The 17379-nt window shown below is 64.1% G+C and carries 17 protein-coding genes; 6 read left to right on the top strand and 11 right to left on the bottom strand.

Going from position 1 to position 17379, the window contains the following annotated elements; genetic code table 11:
- Positions 1 to 124 precede the first annotated feature (124 nt).
- The 10 genes from rpsT to V8V93_RS11135 all read right to left on the bottom strand — a co-directional run bounded on the left by rpsT (position 125) and on the right by V8V93_RS11135 (position 11849).
- Positions 125 to 391 carry a 30S ribosomal protein S20 gene (gene rpsT, locus V8V93_RS11180; protein WP_338666753.1) on the bottom strand — a complete coding sequence of 89 codons (267 nt, stop codon included), beginning with the start codon at positions 389 to 391 and terminating at the stop codon, positions 125 to 127.
- A gap of 120 nt (positions 392 to 511) precedes the next feature.
- On the bottom strand, positions 512 to 2620 hold the full coding sequence (glyS, locus tag V8V93_RS11175) for a glycine--tRNA ligase subunit beta (RefSeq protein ID WP_338666752.1): 2109 nt from the start codon (positions 2618 to 2620) through the stop codon (positions 512 to 514).
- A gap of 42 nt (positions 2621 to 2662) precedes the next feature.
- Entirely contained in the window at positions 2663 to 3532 is an 870-nt protein-coding gene (gene glyQ, locus V8V93_RS11170; RefSeq protein ID WP_338666751.1) for a glycine--tRNA ligase subunit alpha, read from the bottom strand.
- Between the two features lie 13 nt (positions 3533 to 3545).
- Complete coding sequence (gene recO / locus V8V93_RS11165) at positions 3546 to 4304, bottom strand: DNA repair protein RecO (protein ID WP_338666750.1); 759 nt, start codon at positions 4302 to 4304, stop codon at positions 3546 to 3548.
- A gap of 34 nt (positions 4305 to 4338) precedes the next feature.
- A complete protein-coding gene (locus V8V93_RS11160; RefSeq protein WP_338666749.1) occupies positions 4339 to 5340 on the bottom strand; it encodes a helix-turn-helix domain-containing protein in 1002 nt (333 codons plus the stop codon).
- The gene (locus tag V8V93_RS11155; RefSeq protein ID WP_338666748.1) at positions 5337 to 6275 is read right to left on the bottom strand and encodes a SurA N-terminal domain-containing protein; all 939 of its coding nucleotides are present in this window, start codon (positions 6273 to 6275) and stop codon (positions 5337 to 5339) included. The genes V8V93_RS11160 and V8V93_RS11155 overlap by 4 nt, the downstream gene beginning before the upstream one ends.
- A gap of 132 nt (positions 6276 to 6407) precedes the next feature.
- On the bottom strand, positions 6408 to 7508 hold the full coding sequence (locus V8V93_RS11150; RefSeq protein ID WP_338666747.1) for a peptidylprolyl isomerase: 1101 nt from the start codon (positions 7506 to 7508) through the stop codon (positions 6408 to 6410).
- 9 nt (positions 7509 to 7517) lie between these two features.
- Entirely contained in the window at positions 7518 to 11003 is a 3486-nt protein-coding gene (gene mfd / locus V8V93_RS11145) for a transcription-repair coupling factor (RefSeq protein ID WP_338666746.1), read from the bottom strand.
- Between the two features lie 105 nt (positions 11004 to 11108).
- Positions 11109 to 11609 (bottom strand): chemotaxis protein CheW, encoded by a 501-nt coding sequence (locus V8V93_RS11140; protein ID WP_338666745.1) that lies wholly within the window; start codon positions 11607 to 11609, stop codon positions 11109 to 11111.
- Positions 11610 to 11675: 66 nt separating this feature from the next.
- Positions 11676 to 11849: a hypothetical protein gene (locus tag V8V93_RS11135; protein WP_338666744.1), complete on the bottom strand. Its 174-nt coding sequence runs from the start codon at positions 11847 to 11849 to the stop codon at positions 11676 to 11678.
- Positions 11850 to 11933: 84 nt separating this feature from the next.
- On the opposite strand from V8V93_RS11135, the gene V8V93_RS11130 reads away from it, so the two are divergent.
- Positions 11934 to 12149, top strand: coding sequence for a hypothetical protein (locus V8V93_RS11130; RefSeq protein WP_338666743.1), 216 nt, complete (start codon positions 11934 to 11936; stop codon positions 12147 to 12149).
- A 78-nt stretch (positions 12150 to 12227) separates the two neighbouring features.
- On the opposite strand, the gene V8V93_RS11125 is transcribed toward V8V93_RS11130, so the two are convergent.
- Complete coding sequence (locus V8V93_RS11125) at positions 12228 to 13565, bottom strand: UDP-glucose dehydrogenase family protein (RefSeq protein WP_338666742.1); 1338 nt, start codon at positions 13563 to 13565, stop codon at positions 12228 to 12230.
- Between the two features lie 179 nt (positions 13566 to 13744).
- Here V8V93_RS11125 and V8V93_RS11120 point away from each other — a divergent pair, with 179 nt between their 5' ends.
- From V8V93_RS11120 to tsaE, 5 genes are read left to right on the top strand one after another with little or no spacing between them, the layout of a single operon-like run.
- Positions 13745 to 14470, top strand: coding sequence for a pyridoxine 5'-phosphate synthase (locus V8V93_RS11120; RefSeq protein WP_338666741.1), 726 nt, complete (start codon positions 13745 to 13747; stop codon positions 14468 to 14470).
- Positions 14471 to 14489: 19 nt separating this feature from the next.
- Positions 14490 to 14864 carry a holo-[acyl-carrier-protein] synthase gene (locus V8V93_RS11115; protein ID WP_338666740.1) on the top strand — a complete coding sequence of 125 codons (375 nt, stop codon included), beginning with the start codon at positions 14490 to 14492 and terminating at the stop codon, positions 14862 to 14864.
- A gap of 25 nt (positions 14865 to 14889) precedes the next feature.
- On the top strand, positions 14890 to 16440 hold the full coding sequence (locus V8V93_RS11110) for an NAD(P)H-hydrate dehydratase (RefSeq protein WP_338666739.1): 1551 nt from the start codon (positions 14890 to 14892) through the stop codon (positions 16438 to 16440).
- A complete protein-coding gene (locus tag V8V93_RS11105; protein ID WP_338666738.1) occupies positions 16434 to 16883 on the top strand; it encodes a CBS domain-containing protein in 450 nt (149 codons plus the stop codon). Before V8V93_RS11110 ends, V8V93_RS11105 begins: the two co-directional genes overlap by 7 nt.
- A 16-nt stretch (positions 16884 to 16899) precedes the next feature.
- A complete protein-coding gene (gene tsaE, locus V8V93_RS11100; protein ID WP_338666737.1) occupies positions 16900 to 17373 on the top strand; it encodes a tRNA (adenosine(37)-N6)-threonylcarbamoyltransferase complex ATPase subunit type 1 TsaE in 474 nt (157 codons plus the stop codon).
- The last annotated feature ends 6 nt before the right edge of the window (positions 17374 to 17379 follow it).

Genomic DNA, 17379 nt, shown 5'->3' with positions numbered 1-17379 from the left:
TTAACCTCGTTGATTGTGCGTATCAAGACATAATGAGAACTCGTGCGCTTCGCAGCTCGGCGGGCAACGCAAAAAGCCCGCCGCACAAAGTGCGGCGGGCTGAAGAAAGCAATGCGAAAAGAGACTATTCCGCGATCTTGTTGACGGCGGCCTGGAGCCGGGCGATGCGGCGCTGGGCCTGACGTGCGTGGATCACGTTCTTGCGGGCGGCGCGGTCCAGGATGGAGCTGGCTTCCTTCAGGGCCTCCATGGCCTTGGAAGTGTCCTTTTCCTCGATGGCAACGCGAACGGCCTTGACGGTGTTCTTGATGCGGGTCTTGGAAACACGGTTGCGGGCGCGACGCTTCAAGCTCTGACGGTGCCTCTTCAGGGCGGATTTGTGATTGGCCAAGGTAATTTCTCCTGATCGATTTATTATCGCATTAAAAAGCGTTTGTTTTGCTATTCATCCCAAAGGGAGTGCCTTTTATATGGACTCCCCGCCTGATGTCAAGACTTTTCTCAATCGCCGCTACACCTGCAGGGCGTTGAAATCGGCCAGACGTCCCAGCCGGTCCACCAGCCCCTTGAGCAGATTCAGCCGGTTCAAACGAACATCTTGAGCATCGCACATGACCATGACGTTGTCGAAGAAGCCGTCCACGGCCGGGCGCAACTCCCCGAGCAGACCGAACAGGCCGCCGAAGTCGCCGTTCTCCCAGAGGTCGTCGAAACGCGGGGCCAGTTCGTCGAGCTTGTTCCCGAAGGCGGTCTCGTGCTCGTCCTCGAACAGATCCGGATCAAAGTTGCCGGTCAGGGGCTCGCCCGCCTCGTCACCCTGCTTGCGGATGATGTTGGCGGCGCGCTTGAAGGTCAGGACGCTCTGCTCGAAGTCGGTCCCGCGGCTGAACTCGGCCAGAGCTTCGAGCCGCGCCTTGAAGGTGCGGATATCCCTGAACCCGGCGCCCAGCGCGGCGTCCACCACGCGGGTGTCGAATCCCTGCCCGGTGAACAGGGCGCGCAGGCGCTGGCCGAAGAAATCCATGAGCTTGCCCAGGGCCTCCCCCTGCTCCACCTTCCACTTCACGCCGGAGTAAGCCTCCTGGGCGTCCTTGAGGAAGGTCGCCAGGTCCACGTCCAGGCCATGCTCCATGATGATCCGACTGATGCCCAGGGCACAGCGGCGCAGGGCGTACGGGTCGTTGGCGCCGGTGGGCACCTTGCCCAGGCCGAAGCAGCCCGCCATGGTGTCGGCTTTGTCGGCCATGGAGACCAGCGCGCCGGACAGGCTGGACGGCACCGGGGTGTCGGGACCGGCGGGCAGGTACTGCTCGTAGATGCCTTGGGAGACGATCTCGCCCAGTCCCGCGCGCTCGGCGTAGATACCGCCCATCTTGCCCTGCAGGGAGTCGAATTCGATGACCATTTCGGACACCAGATCCGCCTTGGCCAGCCGTCCGGCCTGCTCGTACTGCCCGATCTCGCCGGGCAGGATAGACTGTGACTGGTCCAGGGTCTCGGCCAGCTTGCGGCAGAGGGCCTCGATGCGCCGGGACTTGTCGCCCACGGAGCCCAGCGGCCCGAGGAAGACCACGTGGTCCAGCTTTTCGAGCCAGGTGTCGAACTCCACCTTGCAGTCCGCCTCCCAGAAGAAGCGGGCGTCCTCCAGGCGAGCCTTGAGGACCCGCTCCCACCCCTTCTTGACCAGGGCCACGTCCAGGGGCTCCAGGTTCAGGGTGGTCAGGAAATGGGGCAGCAGCTTGCCGTCGGCCCCTTCCACACCAAAGGACTTCTGGTGGGACTGCATGGAGGTCAGCAGGACCTCGCGCGGCAGTTCCAGGTACAGGGGATCGATGTCGCCGATGAGCGGTTTGGGGTATTCCACCAGGTTGGCCACCTCGTCCAGCAGCCCGTCGTTCCAGACGATACTGCCGCCGAGGGCTTCGGCCAGCCGGTTGCCTTCGGCCACGATGGTCTCCCGGCGCTCCACCGGGTCGATGACCACCTTGCACTGGTCGCGGACAATGGAAAAATAATCGGCCGTGGAGGCCACGGAGAACGGGCCGGGACCCATGACCCGGTGGCCGCGCGTCTCGCGCCCGGAGGTCAGGTTCTCCACGGTGAATTCGACGACGTCCGCGTCGAGCAGGGCCAGGAGCCAGCGCACGGGACGGCCGAAAGTGAAGTCATAATTTCCCCAATGCATCTTCTTGGGAAAGGACAGGGAGTCGATGCACTTGCGGCAGATCTCGGGCAGGATGTCCACGGTCTTGCCGCCGCCGACCACCTTCTTGGCGGCCAGGTACTCGCCCTTGCCGGTCTCCATCCTGAACAGCGCGTCCTCGGGCACGCCCTGGGTCTTGGCAAAGCCCAGGCCCGCCTTGGTCAGGTTGCCGTCGTCGTCATAGGCAATGCGCACCGGAGGTCCGGTGACGGTCTCTTCCTCCTGCAGTTGGGTCAGGGCCAGAGACGGCACGTGGGCGGTGATTCGGCGCGGGGTGGCGTAGCACTTGACCCCCTCGTTCTCGACCATGGACTCGGCGAGCGCCTTGGCAAAGGCCTCCTCGAGCTCGGCCGCCAGCTTGGGGACGAAGCGGGCGGGCATTTCCTCGGTTCCGATTTCCAGAATGAATTCGGCCATTGTTCTTCTCTTGTGTAATCTATTGCGTGACGTAGGCGTCGCTTATTTCTTGAGCATGGGATAGCCCATCTCTTCCCGCTGGTCGGCGTAGAGCCTGGCAATCTTGGAGGCCAGGTTGCGTACGCGGCCGATGTAGGTGGCGCGCTCGGTGATGGAGATGGCCCCGCGGGCGTCCAGCAGGTTGAAGGAATGGGAGCACTTCAGGCAGTAGTCGTAGGCGGGCCAGGGCAACCCCTCCTCGCACAGCTTCAGGCATTCGGCCTCGAACTTGTTGAACAGGTCGAAAAGCATGTCCGCGTTGGACAGCTCGAAGTTGTACTTGGACATCTCCACCTCGTTCTGGTGGAAGACGTTGCCGTAGGTGATCTCGTTGTTCCACATGAGGTCGTAGACCGACTCCTTCTCCTGCAGATACATGCACAGCCGTTCGAGGCCGTAGGTGATCTCCACGGACACGGGCTTCAGGTCGATGCCGCCGACCTGCTGGAAATAGGTGAACTGGGTGACTTCCATGCCGTTGAGCCAGACCTCCCAGCCCAGGCCCCAGGCGCCCAGGGTGGGCGACTCCCAGTCGTCCTCCACGAACCGGATGTCGTGGGCGGCCGCGTCGATGCCGATCTCCTTCAGGCTCTCAAGGTACAGCTCCTGGACGTTGTCCGGGGACGGCTTCAGGATGACCTGGAACTGGTAGTAGTGCTGCAGGCGGTTCGGGTTCTCCCCGTAGCGGCCGTCGGTCGGACGGCGGGAAGGCTCCACGTAGGCGGTCTTCCACGGTTCAGGGCCGATGACCCGGAAAAAGGTGGAGGGGTTGAACGTCCCCGCCCCGCACTCGATGTCCATGGCCTGGACCACGGCGCACCCGTAATCTGCCCAGAAATTCTGTAATTTCAGTATGACTTCCTGAAAATTCATTGTTGGCTCCAACTCATACCTTTTTATACATGCCGCCCTCCCAAGACAGGCCCAGGTGGTAGGCGACGAAAAGTTCGATCAACTGACTGACCTGTCGGCGGACTTCGCCGTCCATGGTCACCGTGGCCCAGTCCGACGGCCTGCTGTGCTGGATCCAGTCCAGGGCGCGCAAGACCCCTGCGGAAATCGGCCGAGCAAGTCCCTCTAACGGTTTCCCGTCCGAAAGACAAGTCCGGCAGGCCACTTGGCCCCGCTCCACGCCGAAGCGGTGGCCGCACTCGCAGTCAAGCGGACGGCCGCATACCCCGCAGGCCAGGAAATCGGGGGTAAAGCCCATCTCAAAGGCCAGCTTGGCCCGGAAAAGCCAGGGCGTGAAGTCGCTGCCGCCGCCGCTTTCATCGAGCATGTGCAGGGTTTCGAGGAGCAGCGCATAGGCGGGCTTGGCGTCATTCGGGTCGATCTCCACCGCCTCCACGAACTTGACGCAGTTGACCGCCAGGCCGGTCTTGGCCGGGTCCTTGCGGACCGCGGGAAAATTGTGCAGCAAGCTGCCCTCTTCGAGGACGGTATAGGTGCCGGTCTTGTTGGTCCCGATGGTGAAGAGCACGTGGCTCAGAGGGTCGAGACACCCCACGAAGCGGCGTCGCGAACGGCTGCCGCCGAAGGCGAATCCGTTGAACACCCCGCGGGAGGGGGTGAGCAGCCGGACCCAGACGTCGGCCTCCCGAAATCGCCCGGTCTTGAGTACAAGGGCTTTCTCGGTGGCGCTCATGCCGTCAGTCCGCGCGTAGGCCGTGAAGGCCCGGTTACATGCCGAAGGTGAGGGTCTGGATGTTGCCCTTGGTGGCGTCCAGGGCATAGGGCTTGCCGTTGTAGGTCACGGTCACCCCGGAGACGTTGCCGATGCGGATACGGCGGGGGCTGTTGAACATCAGCCGCAGGGGCTCGCCCTTGCGCAGGACGAAGTCGCGGGCCATCTTGGTCTCCTCGCCGCGCCAGACGCCGATCCAGCAGCCCTTGTTGGTGGTGGCGCGGATGATCACCACGTGGTCGTATTTCGGTTCGGTGGGCGCGCCTTCCTGGGTGATGGCGGCCTCCTCGTCCACGGCCTCGGCCGGGGCGGGGACCGGAACGGATGCGGCTGCCTTCTCCTGCGCGGGCGCGGCCTCGGCGGGCGCGGGCGCAGGCTCGGCCGGAGCGGGTTCGGCCGCGGGCGCCTGGCCCGTCTCCTCCAGGCCCCCCTGCTCTTCGGCTGGTACGACTTCGGGAGCGGCCTGGTCCTCGGAGGGTGCGGCCTCGGGAGCCACCGCCTCGGGGGCCGCCGGAGCCGGCTCCGCGGGCTCCACGGACTGCTCGGCCGGAACGGACGCGGGTGCCGAGGAGCCGGGCAGCTTGGCCTTGTTCAGGTTGAGCACCAGAATCACGGCCGCACCGGCCAGGGCCAGGACGATGAGGATGGTGGGCCACACGGACCGCCTGCGGCGTGCCGAGCCCATGTCGTTGTCCTGGAAGGCCTTCTCCGCGTTGGGCGCCACGTCGTAGGAAAGATCCCCGGCATCGGGCTGCTCCATCTGGTATTCGCGGTCCACGACCATGGACAACTCATCCGGGTCGAGGCCGAGCAGGCGGGCATAGCTCTTGACGAACCCCTTGGTGTACACCGGGTGAGGCAGGGCCGAACGGTCGCCGCTCTCCAGGGCGAGGAGGATGACACGGCTGATCTTGGTGGCCTCCATGACCGCCTTGATGGTCAGCCCCTTGGCCTCCCGTTCACGCTGCAGCGTCTCGCCGAGTTCCTGAAATGTCATTGGGTTACTCCATTATCGGGCTTGAGCGAGTCGTCCATGTAGATGATGACCGCGCTCTTCTTCAATTTCTCGAAATAGTCCGTAAACACCGTTTCCCGCTTCTTCTCCATCAATTCCTTGTAGATGTCGTCCCGAACATCCTCAAGCGGGACCATGCGGTCGTCATTGATCTTGATCGGCGAAAGCAACGCCTGATGGCCCTGGATGGTCAACGGCGAACTCACGCCGCCCTGCGCCACGCCGTCGAGAGAACTCTTCCACTCGTCGGCCAGGTCGTCCCAGTTCAACTCGCCGATGGACCCGCCCGAATCCTTGCCCGGTCCGACGCTGTACTTGGCCACCGCATCGGCAAAGGTCATCTCGCCGCTGGTGATCCGCTCGCGGACCTCCACCGGGGAGACCTCGGGCGGCAGGAGAATGATGGCCAGCTCGACCATCTTGCCCATGGAATAGTCGTCCTTCCGGGCGTTGTACTCATCCTGGATCTCCGAGTCCGTGACCACGACCTTGCTGTTGACCATGTGGCCGATGAGCTCCTGCTTTTCGAGCAGTTTCTTGAGCCTGGCCCGGAACTCCTCCATGGTCAGGCCGTCCTTGGCCACCACCTTCTCGAACTCTTCCAGGGTCAGGCCGCGCTCGTTGCGGACCCGCTCGATCTCCTTGTCCATGTTCTCTTCGGAGATATCGATGGAGAACCGCTTGATCTCCTGCTGGATGAGGATGTCGTTGACGAGCTTGCTTATAGCCTGGCTGCGCAGTTGCCGCACCTGGGCCTGCTCCCTGGCGCTGAGCTTGCGGTCCTTGATCTTGTCGTAGACGGGCTTCATCGCCTGGTCCAGATCATACTGGGTGACGATGGAGTCGTTGACCTTGACCAGGATGCGGTCCACGACCTTATCCTCGGCCTGTGCCGTCACGGAACATATCAAGAGCATGGCTCCCAAGAGCAAGGAAAAGACTTTTACCACGCATTCACTCCTTGGAATCGGGAGGCTCATTCCCTATCTCCCCCCGAATTGTTGTCGGATTCTAGTCGTTTTGTGCGGACTATGCAACGAACGGGCCGATCAGATGCCCGTATCGGTGCCGATCTGGTCCATGGGGATGGCCTCGTCGGACGGTTCCTGCCCATTTCCTTCGTCCGGAGACATGTCCTGGGGCAGGGCCGGTTGCATATCCTCGTCCGCGGCCGAACCGTCCGGCTCCGCAACGGCGGCGTCCGGTCCGGTCCCATCCCCTTCCCCGGCTTTCGAGGCGGACTCCAGGAGATGCTCGCTGACCTGGATATCCGCCTTGGCCAGGACACCGGAGAGCCACGTTTCGAAGGCGCTCTCCATCTTCTTCTCGAGCAGGGCCTCCTCCACCAGGGGGTAGGCCTGGGCCGGAGGCAGGACCTTGGCCTCGCTGCGTTCGAGCAGGACCAGGGCCTCGAAGCCGAAGCGGTCGGTCAGCACGTCGCTGGCCTGGCCCGGCTTGAGCCCGGTCAGGGCGTTGCGCCAGGGGGCGGACAGCCGCCCTTCGCGGACCACCACCTCCCGGGTCTCGACCTCGCCGAACGCGGTAGCCAGGTTCATCTGGTCGTGGTCCTTCTGATATTTCTCCACCGCCTTGACCACCAGCTCCCGGCTCGGGCCGCGCACCACCAGGATGCGCAGGCTCTCGGGCAGATAAAAATCTGAGATGTGGTCGCGGTAGTATTTCTCGGCTTCCTTGTAGTCGATCTTGATCTGCGGCCTGAGGACCTGCTGGAAAAACTTCTTCTGGGCCAGGTAGTAGCGCAGTTGCCGCCGCCAGGACTTGAGATCGATGTACTCCTCCACCAGGACCTGTTCAAAGGCCCCCTCGGGGTAGTCGGCGCGCACCGTGTTCTCGGCCTTGCGCAACTCCTCGTCGGTCACGGACAGGTCGCGGCGGGCCAGCTCCTGGACCACCAACTCCTGGACGATGAGGTCCGACAGGATCTCGCCGTACTCCTTGCGCAGCTTGGCCACGCTGGGGACATAGGCCCCGACGCTGTCCTCCTGGAACTGATCGTGCTGGAACTCCAGTTGGCTCAGATAGATGGGCGCGCCGTTGACCCGGGCCACGATGCCGATGTCGTCCGTGTCCCCGGAGCATCCGGCCAGCAGGGCCGCCAAAATAAAGATTATCGCTATGTGACGTTTCATATTCACTCGTTATCGGCCGTCCGGCGGCACGGTTTCGGCATCAAGCATGCCTTCGAGGTCCGCGGCGGTGGATTCCAGCGCCTCCCGCATGGAATGCGCGTCGTCGTATCGGATTTCCAACTTGGCCGGAGGAATGAGCCGGGCCGCCTCCCCCCTTTCATTAACCCAGTGGATCAGTTTTTCGGGGTTGACCGCTATGGCGTTGTCCTTCCAGGTTATGACCGCCCGGCCCGGATAGAGCTCGGCCCTGGCCGCCTGGAGCCGGGACAGGGTCCGCTTGATGCGCAGGACGCCGAAGAAGGCGTCCAGCGGCTCGGGCAGCGGGCCGAAACGGTCGCGAATTTCCGCCTCGTATTCGCGCAGTTCCATGTCGGTTGCGGCCGAGGAAAGGGCCCGGTAGTAGCGCAGCCGTTCCCGCGAGTCCGGGATGTACCCGCCGGGGATATGCGCCTCGAACACGAAATTGAGTTCCGTGTCCGACGCCCCGGCGTGCTCCTCGCCGCGCAGCCTGGCGACCTCCTCCTCAAGCATTTCGAGAAAAAGTTCAAGCCCGACCTTGGCGATCTGCCCGGACTGGGCTTCACCCAGGATATTGCCTGCGCCGCGAAGGCGCAAGTCCTCCATGGCCACCTTGAATCCAGCCCCCAGATAATCCATGTCCAGAATGATGCGCAAGCGTTTGCGGACGATTTCGGAAATATCCTTGATGGACGGGACCACGAAATACGCATAGGCCTGCCGCTCGCTGCGTCCCACCCTGCCGCGTAGCTGGTAGAGCTGGCCCAGGCCGAAAAGCTGGGCCTGATCCACGACCAGAGTGTTGGCGTTGGGGAAATCCAGGCCGGACTCGACGATGGAGGTGCACACGAGCACGTCCAGCTCCCCGTGCCAGAAGCCGCGCATGGCGTCCTCCAGCCCCTTCTCGCTCATCCGGCCGTGGGCCATGCCCACCTTGGCGTCAGGGACCAGGCCGCGCACGTACTCGGCCACCCGCTCCAGGCCGTTGACCCGGTTGTACACCCAGTACACCTGGCCGCCCCGGTCCAGCTCCCGGCGCAGGACCGCCTTGAGCTCCAGCTCGTCACGTTCCATGATGCCCGTTTCCACGGGCTTGCGGTCCACGGGCGGAGTCTCGATGACCGACAGGCCGCGGATGCCCGAAAGCGACAGTTGCAGGGTCCGGGGGATGGGTGTGGCCGTCAGGGTCAGAACGTCGATGTTCTGCCGGAAATGCTTGAGTTTTTCCTTGTGCTTGACCCCGAACCGTTGCTCCTCGTCGAGGATGAGCAGGCCGAGGTTGGGCAACTCCACGTCCTTGGACAGGATACGGTGCGTACCGATGAGGATGTCTATCTCGCCACGGGCGGCGGCCTCGAGCACGGTCTTCTGTCGCTTGGCCGTGACGAACCGGCTGAGCAGGCCCACACGCACCGGGAATCCTTCCATGCGCTTGGTGAAGGTCTGATAATGCTGTTCCGCGAGCACCGTGGTCGGGCACAGCAGGGCCGTCTGGCGGCCTTCCAGCGCCGCGCGGAAAGCCGCGCGCAGGGCCACCTCGGTCTTGCCGAAGCCCACGTCGCCGCAGACAAGCCGGTCCATGGGCTCGGGCTTCTCCATGTCCCGGAACACGTCGTTCACGGCCTTTTCCTGGTCCGGGGTCTCCTCGAAGCCGAAGGTGGCCTCGAACTCGGCGTACATCTCGTCCAAGGGGCCGTAGCCGAATCCCTTGGCCACCCGGCGGAAGGCGTACATCTCCACCAACTCGTGGGCGATCTTCTCGATGGCCTTGCGGACCTTGGCCGTGGTCTTGGCCCAGCGCGAGCCGCCGAGCTTGTCCAGGGACGGCTGCTTGGCCCCCTCGGGCCCCTTGAAGCGCTGGACCAGGTTGAGCCGGTCAACGGGCAGGTAGAGCTTGTCCTCGCCGGAAAAATACAGAAGCAGGTAGTCGTTGGCCCCCTCGCCGATGGCCATGTGGTGCAGGCCGCCGAACTGGGACAGGCCGTAGTCCCGGTGGACCAGCAGGTCGCCCTCGGACAGGTCGTCGTACCGCTCAAGCCCCTTGAAGGCCTTGTCCCGCCCGGCCTGGCCCCTGGGCGCCTGGGGCTGGATGACCTCCTCGCCCAGGATGCGGGTCCGGCTCCAGCCGATGTCCATGCCCTTGCGCAGGGGCGAGACCAGGGCATAGAGCCCCTGGCGGTCCGGCACGTATTCCAGGGTGATGGGCAGGCTCTCCTGCTCGGCCAGATTCAGGAACTTGGTCCGCGAGCGTTGGGTACGGAAACTCAGGATGGTGGTCTCGCCCGCACTCTGCCACTCCTTGAGCCCGGCCATGAGGGCCGCCCACGGCCGCCTGATGGACTCGGGCCGCCAGAAGATGTCCGTGAAATCGCTGTACGGGGTCTCGGGCAGGTCGATGCCGTTCTTCTCCCGACCGATGGTCAACTCCTCGAAGACCAGTTGGCGGGCGGAACTCCACGCCTGGCGGGCCACGTCGTGGGAGCGGATGATGAACCGCCGGGGCAGGCTGACGCCCTTGTCGCGCTCCTCGTCCTTCAGATAATCGCGCCATGCCTGCTCACGGTCTTCGAGCCGAGCCCGCAGGGTCCCGCCCGAGGAGAGCAGCCAAGCCGCGTTGCCGGGCAGATAGTCTTCAAGCCCCACGGGCGCGTCGTAGTAGAGACCGGGCCAGACAAACCCGTCGTTGGCGTCCAGCCGTTCGGACAGGGCCTGTTCCTGGGCGGCCGTGATCTCGCCCGTCCTGCGCAGCTTCTCCCACTGGTCGCGGGCGCGGAAGCCCCGGTCCGGCGTGGTGATGCCCGGCGCCACGGGCAGGAGCACGGCCTCGGCCAGGTCCGCCTTGGAACGCTGGGAGGCCGGGTCGAACAGCCGGATCTCCTCGAGAACGTCACCGAAGAATTCCAGGCGCAGCGGCAGTTCGTAGCCCGGCGCATGAATGTCCAGGATGTCGCCGCGCATGGCCATGTCGCCGGGGTCGGAAACGAGCTTGCGGCGGACGTATCCCCAGGAGACGAGCTGCTCCAGGAGGATGTCCGGGGACATCTCCTCGCCCTTGGCCAAGGTGGCCCAGTTTTCGCGCAGGACCGTCTCGTCGGGCCAGTGCGGCAAAAGGTTGTCGGCGGTCATGAGCACGCCGCGCGGACCGTCCCGATAGACCAGCCCGTACAGGGCGGCCCACCGCTCGCTCCAGCCCTGCGGCTCGGGCGTGCGCGAATGGTATGGCGGCAGGAAAACCCACTCCCGCTCCCAGGCGGGCTGGGCCGGTCCGCCCCGGCCGCCGCGCGACAACAGGGTCAGCAGGGCCTGCATCTCCCGGAACTCGGCCACGCCCGGCACCACGAGGACCACGTCGGATCCGCCGGCCAGCAGAGAACCGGCCAACAAGGCCTGGGAGGCCGGCCCGCTCTTGAATATGCGGACCGAATCAACGGCCCCCTTCATGAAGTCGGCTATGTCCTTGGGATATGTGGCTGGCATGGATTCGCTATAAAAAGGGTTTCTCGGCCTCGCACGGGTCACACAGAAAAGCCGCCTCTTCCCCTAACGGGACCAGGACGGCTTGTCACCAAGAATCTATCGGACCTAGACGGTGCCCAGGGCTTCCTTTTCCTCGTTGTCCAGGAGCGAGTCCAGGTCGAGCAGGATCAGCAGGCGGTCTTCAAGCTTGCCCACACCGTCGATGTAGTCGGAGTCCATGCCGGCCACCACGGGCGGCGGCGGCTGCACGGAGCTGGCCGGGATGCGCAGGACCTCGGACACGGAATCGACCACGAAACCGACGATGATCATGTCGATCTCGATGACGATGATCCGCGTGTACTTGTCGTGCTCCTTGGACCGGAGCCCGAAGCGGCGGCGCATGTCCACGATGGGAATAACCTTGCCGCGCAAGTTGATGACGCCCTCGACGAACTCGGGGGCACGCGGAACGTTGGTGATCTCCATGGTCCGGATGATCTCCTGGACCTGGAGAATGTTGACCCCGAATTCCTCGTCGCCGATGCTGAAGGTCACCAACTGGGTCAGTTCCTGATCGACTTCGCCCTCTTCGACGTCGATGATGTCTCCAACTTCCGTTCTCATGGCTACCCCATCTAGGATGACCGGATGCGTCCGGTAACGCGTCCCGTTTTACAAGGTCCGAATCTGTCAACCCCGCCCTTTTTTGTCAATGAGAATATCCAGCCGGTCGAAATCGTTGGAAAGAAGCCGCCCGCGACCGCCGGGTACGGCCCGCTTCGCCCGTCCTCTCTTTTTCACCAATGAAAAGGCTTCGTTGTGCTTTTTTTCAAGCTCCGGCCGCAAAGTATTGTTGACGCTCATGAGATAAAGGGCTAACGTAGGTCCCACTTCGTACCTATATGTTTGATTTTTATCACCTTTTGGAAAAGAGGCAGGCCATATCGCATGGGTCAGTACGCCAATTTCAATGACCACGACACCCTGGAGGCCCAGGTCAAGAGCCTGGCCGACGACGAACTCCTCGACTTCTGGGAGGAAACGCAACAACTTGCCAGAATGCTGGATCAGGCCGAGCAGACCGACCTGGAATACAATCCCGAATACGAACGGGTCATCCTCCAGGAACTACAGTACCGGACCTGCTCCAAGGGCCGCTTCTGACCGTTTTCGACACCAACCCAAAAAAACTCCCCGCCTCAGCCGAGACGGGGAGTTTTTTTCATGCTTGCAAACGGCCCCCTACTCCACCGGGGTACGGCCGATGGAGAAGTAGGCGAACCCGGCCTTGCCCATGCGTTCGGGCAGGTACAGGTTGCGGCCGTCAAAGACCAGCGGCGCGGTCAGGGCGCGCTTGATGCGATCGAAATCGGGGTTGCGGAACTGGTTCCAGTCCGTGACCACGGCCAGGGCGTCCGCCCCTTCCAGCACGTCGTACTGGCTGTCCATGATCTCAAGGTTCTCCAGGTGGCCGACCTCCTCGCGTGCGCGGGTGTTGGCCACCGGGTCGAAGGCCCGGACCTTCATGCCCAGGCCGGTCAATTCCTTTATGATCTCGATGGCAGAAGCCTCGCGGATGTCGTCGGTGTTGGCCTTGAAGGCGATGCCCCACAGGGCCAGGGTCCGGCCCGCGACACCGCCCTGGGACGCGAAGTAGGCCTTGATCTTCTCGGCCAGGACGAGCTTCTGGACGTTGTTGACCTCGTCCACGGAGCGGATGAGCTTGGCGTCGTAGCCGTGATCGGAGGCCGTGTCGATGAGGGCTTTGACGTCCTTGGGGAAGCAGGACCCGCCGTAGCCCGCGCCGGGGTAGATGAAGGAGTAGCCGATGCGCGAATCAGAGCCGATGCCCGCGCGGACCTCGGAGACGTCCGCCCCGACCCGCTCGCAGATGTTGGCCACTTCGTTGATGAAGGAGATCTTGGTGGCCAGCATGCAGTTGGCCGCGTACTTGGTCATCTCGGCCGAGCGCACGCCCATGACGATAAGCTTCTCGCGGCTGCGGGCGAACGGGGCGTACAGGGCCTTGATGGTCGTGGCCGATTTCTCGTCGCCCGTGCCCACAATGACCCGGTCCGGCTTCATGAAGTCGTTGACCGCGTCGCCCTCCTTGAGGAACTCGGGGTTGGAGACCACGTCGAAATGGATGGTCTCGCCGCGCTTTGCCAGTTCGGCCGCAATGATCCCGCGCACCCGGTCGGCGGTGCCCACGGGTACGGTGGACTTGTCCACCACGATCTTGGGCGTGGTCATCTTCTGACCGATCTCGGCGGCCACGGCGTCCACGTACTTGAGGTCGCATGAGCCGTCCTCGCGCTGCGGGGTGCCCACGGTGATGAAGACCACCTCGGCCTCATTCAGGCCCTCGCCCAGGTCGGTGGTGAAGTGCAGGCGCCCCTGTTCGGTGTTCCGTTTGACCAGGTCTTCCAGGCCCGGCTCGAAGATATGGACCTTGCCGCTCTCCAAGATCTTCACGACCTTGGGGTTGACGTCCACGCAATAGATATCGTTTCCCATTTCGGCAAAACAGGCCGCGGAAACCAGTCCCACGTAGCCGGTGCCGACGATGCATACGTTCATAAGGCGTTGCTCCAGATTGAATGTCTAGTTTACCAACAGGTCATGCGGATACCCTGTACGCGCATGCGCGTCAATTATGAATACAAAACGTCACTTGAACGACGAGACTATTGCCATTCCGCCCCAGGTATCATAATCAATGAGGATATTACGCAATTACGCACTCGGAGGATGAAACAATGCCGGTACTCGTCGTCAACGTCGATCATGTCGCCACCCTGCGCCAGGCTAGAATGGGCATCGAACCCGAACCCGTGACCGCCGCCTACATGGCGGAAATGGCCGGGGCCACCGGCATTATCGTCCATCTTCGCGAAGACCGCCGCCACATCCAGGACCGGGACGTGGCGCTGATCAAGCAGACCTGCAACACCCGGCTGCACCTGGAAATGGCCGCCACGGGCGAGATGCAGGGAATCGCCTTGGACATCGAACCCGAAATGGTCTGTCTGGTGCCGGAGAAACGGCAGGAGCTGACCACCGAAGGCGGCTTGAACTGCATCGGCCGCGAGGCCGAGCTCAAGGACTTCCTGGCCCCCATCCGGGAAAAGGGCATCCGCTCCAGCCTGTTCATCGACGCCGACCCCAAGCAGATCGAGGCGGCCGTGGCCACAGGCACGGAGTTCATCGAGATCCACACCGGGCACTACGCCGACGCCAAGGGCTTCAAAGAGCGCAAGGTGGAGCTCGAAAAGATCCTCAAGTCCATCGCCCTGGCCGGAGACATCGGCCTCAAGGTCAACCTCGGCCACGGCCTGAACTACCGCAACATCCTCAACTTCAAGGACGTGCCCGGCATCAGCGAATATTCCATCGGGCACGCCATCATGGCCCGGGCCATCTACGTGGGCCTGGACCGGGCGGTCCGGGACATGGCCGAACTGGTCCGGTCCTTCGCGGACTAGCCGGACGGGACACAGCGGCATGATCAAGGGAACGGGTATCGACCTGACGGAGCTGGACCGCATCCGGGCCCTCTGGAAACAGTATGGCCAACGGTTCGCCCGAAGAATCCTCACGGAGCGCGAGTGCGCGCAACTCCCCAAGCACAACCCCGTGCCGAGGCTGGCCGCCCTGTTCGCCTGCAAGGAGGCGGCGGTCAAGGCGCTCGGCACCGGATTCGCCAAGGGCGTGCACTTCAAGTGCATCGAGGTCCTCCACAACGAGGATGGCAAGCCGGAGATAGCCTTCCTCGGCGAAGGGCTTGCCCGGTGCGAGCGGATGGGCGTGACCGCCGCACACGTGTCCATGACCCATTCCCGTGACACTGCTGCCGCCACCGTGATATTGGAAGGATAGACAACCCCCAAGTCCAGGAGAGCTTATGCTGCTGCCCCTTCCGACCCCCGCCGAAATGGCCGTGTGGGACAGGGAAACCATCCACACCGTCGGCATTCCCGGCGTCACCCTCATGGAATCGGCCTCACGCGAGGCCGTCAACGTCCTGCTTGAGGAATACGGCGACGTGGACGGCGCAGCCGTCTACTGCTTCGCCGGGTCCGGCAACAACGGCGGCGACGTCTTTGCCATGGCCCGCGCCCTGGCCGACCTCGGCGCCGAGGTTACGGTCTTCCACACCCGCCCCAAGAAAGGGTACCGCGGCGAGACCCGATCCAACCTCCTGTGGACGCAGAAGCTCGGCGTCCCGCTGGTCCACCTGGCCGGGGTGAACCTCGACGGACTGCCCCAACCCGACATCATTGTGGACGGCCTGCTCGGCACCGGCTTCCAGGGTAACCTGCGCGAAGACATTTTACGCCTGGTGCGGGCCGTCAACAGGCTGGGCGAACGGGCCTTCGTCCTGGCCGTGGACATCCCCTCGGGGCTGAACGGGCTGACCGGCCGCGCCCAGCCCGAGGCGGTCATGGCCGACGCCACGGCCACCTTCCAATCGCCCAAGCTCGGCCTGGTCATGCCCGAGGCCATGCCCTACACCGGCGCGCTGCACGTCTGCCCCATCGGCATCCCGCTCAAGGTCCAGGCCGACAACCCCGTCCGCCACCATCTCATTACCGGGGCCGTCATGGAGGCCCTGCCCGCGCCCGCCCGCGACATGCACAAGGGCAGCGCCGGGCACGTCCTGGTGGTCGGCGGCAGCTTCGGCCTGACCGGCGCACCGCACCTGGCCGGACTGGCCGCCCTGCGCAGCGGGGCCGGGCTGGCCACCGTGGCCTGCCCCGCCGGACTGGCCGACGCCGTCAAGGCGGGCTCGCCGGACATCATGACTCTGCCGCTGGGGGCGGGCACGGCCTGGACCCAAGACATGGCCGCCGAGGCCAAGGCGGAACTCCATCGCTTCGACGCCGTGGTCCTCGGCCCCGGCCTGGGGCGCGCGCCCGAAGCCATGGCCTTTGCCCTGGACCTGATCGCCTCCTGCGAGCTGCCGATGGTCCTGGACGCGGACGCGCTCTATGCCCTGGCCGCCTTCCCCGAGCGCCTGGAGACATTGCCCGAACAGGCCGTGCTCACGCCCCATCCGGGCGAGATGGCCAGGCTGCTCGGGATTTCGACCGCCGAAGTCCAGGCCGACCGGCAGGGTGCGGTGGACAGTTTCCTGGCCGCCTGCGGCGCCACCCTGGTCCTCAAGGGCGCGGGCACCCTGGTGGCCGACCCGGATACGACCTGCGTGTCTCCCTTTGCCGAGCCCAACCTGTCCGTGGGCGGTTCCGGCGACGTCCTGTCCGGCTTGGTCGGCGCACTCCTGGCCGGGGGGCTCTCGCCCCTGCATGCGGCCTGCACCGGCGTCTTCTGGCACGGACTGGCCGGGCGTGCCCTCAACCACGAATTTCCCGCACGCGGCAACCTCGCGTCCGAAATCGCCAACATGCTGCCCCACGCGGCGGCAGCCTTCACCAAGGAGCTTGAAACATGCTGACAGCCAAAGACATCATGACCACCGACTGCATCACCCTGACCCCGGACACCGACATCACCGCCGCAGCCACGATCCTTCTGGACAAGAAGATAAACGGCGCGCCCGTGCTGGACGGCGACCAGGTGGTCGGCGTGCTCTGCCAGTCCGACCTGGTGGCCCAGCAGAAGAAGGTCACCCTGCCCTCCTTCTTCACGCTGCTGGATGGGGTCTTCCCCCTCTCCTCCCACGACCAACTGGAGCGCGAGATGACCAAGATCGCGGCTCTCAAGGTAGGCGACGCCATGACCCCGGCCCCGACCTTCGTGCACCCGGACACCACCATCGAGGACGTGGCCACCATGATGGCCAATGAGAAACTGTACACCCTGCCCGTGGTCGAGGACGGCAAGCTGGTCGGTGTGGTCGGCAAGGAAGACGTGCTCAAGACCCTGCTTAAGGGCTAGGGACCGGTCCCGGAACGTGAGCCTGACACTGTACCTTCCCGACAGCGACGCCACCGTGGCCCTGGGCCGCGCACTGGCGTCCTTGCTGTCCCGAATGGACGCCCCCCCGGCTTTGCTCTTGCAAGGCGACCTTGGATCGGGCAAAACCACGTTGGTCAGGGGTTTCGTGGAATCCCTGCCCGGCGCGGAGGCGGCGGAGGTCTCGAGCCCGAGCTTCAACATCTGCAACCTGTATCCGACCACGCCCGGGGTGGCGCACTTCGACCTCTACCGGCTCGAAGGCATGCCCCCGGACGACGCCCTGTTCGACTCCCTCGAGGACCCGGACACGATCACCATCGTGGAATGGATACAGTTCCTGCCCAGGGAAATGTGGCCGGACCAGGCCCTTTTTCTGGAATGGAGCCCGTCGGACACTGGACGAAGCCTCGTATTGCATGCGATGGGAGGTGCGGCGCGGGACGTCGTCGACGCCCTGCGGCCCAAGTGACAACCG

It is taken from the genome of Pseudodesulfovibrio sp. 5S69 (assembly GCF_037094465.1).
GTDB lineage: Bacteria > Desulfobacterota > Desulfovibrionia > Desulfovibrionales > Desulfovibrionaceae > Pseudodesulfovibrio > Pseudodesulfovibrio methanolicus.
Note: the sequence above shows the minus strand (reverse complement) of the source record. Positions and strands in the feature narration are given on the sequence as shown.

Excerpts from the sequence above, each read along its gene's own strand:
- V8V93_RS11150 (WP_338666747.1), bottom strand. The coding sequence starts at position 7,508 with ATGAAACGTCACATAGCGATAATCTTTATTTTGGCGGCCCTGCTGGCC.
- glyQ (WP_338666751.1), bottom strand. The coding sequence starts at position 3,532 with ATGAATTTTCAGGAAGTCATACTGAAATTACAGAATTTCTGGGCAGAT.
- V8V93_RS11115 (WP_338666740.1), top strand. The coding sequence starts at position 14,490 with ATGATCAAGGGAACGGGTATCGACCTGACGGAGCTGGACCGCATCCGG.
- V8V93_RS11155 (WP_338666748.1), bottom strand. The coding sequence starts at position 6,275 with ATGCTCTTGATATGTTCCGTGACGGCACAGGCCGAGGATAAGGTCGTG.
- mfd (WP_338666746.1), bottom strand. The coding sequence starts at position 11,003 with ATGCCAGCCACATATCCCAAGGACATAGCCGACTTCATGAAGGGGGCC.
- V8V93_RS11140 (WP_338666745.1), bottom strand. The coding sequence starts at position 11,609 with ATGAGAACGGAAGTTGGAGACATCATCGACGTCGAAGAGGGCGAAGTC.
- V8V93_RS11160 (WP_338666749.1), bottom strand. The coding sequence starts at position 5,340 with ATGACATTTCAGGAACTCGGCGAGACGCTGCAGCGTGAACGGGAGGCC.
- V8V93_RS11130 (WP_338666743.1), top strand. The coding sequence starts at position 11,934 with ATGGGTCAGTACGCCAATTTCAATGACCACGACACCCTGGAGGCCCAG.
- glyS (WP_338666752.1), bottom strand. The coding sequence starts at position 2,620 with ATGGCCGAATTCATTCTGGAAATCGGAACCGAGGAAATGCCCGCCCGC.
- V8V93_RS11125 (WP_338666742.1), bottom strand. The coding sequence starts at position 13,565 with ATGAACGTATGCATCGTCGGCACCGGCTACGTGGGACTGGTTTCCGCG.
- V8V93_RS11105 (WP_338666738.1), top strand. The coding sequence starts at position 16,434 with ATGCTGACAGCCAAAGACATCATGACCACCGACTGCATCACCCTGACC.
- V8V93_RS11110 (WP_338666739.1), top strand. The coding sequence starts at position 14,890 with ATGCTGCTGCCCCTTCCGACCCCCGCCGAAATGGCCGTGTGGGACAGG.
- V8V93_RS11135 (WP_338666744.1), bottom strand. The coding sequence starts at position 11,849 with ATGAGCGTCAACAATACTTTGCGGCCGGAGCTTGAAAAAAAGCACAAC.
- V8V93_RS11120 (WP_338666741.1), top strand. The coding sequence starts at position 13,745 with ATGCCGGTACTCGTCGTCAACGTCGATCATGTCGCCACCCTGCGCCAG.
- recO (WP_338666750.1), bottom strand. The coding sequence starts at position 4,304 with ATGAGCGCCACCGAGAAAGCCCTTGTACTCAAGACCGGGCGATTTCGG.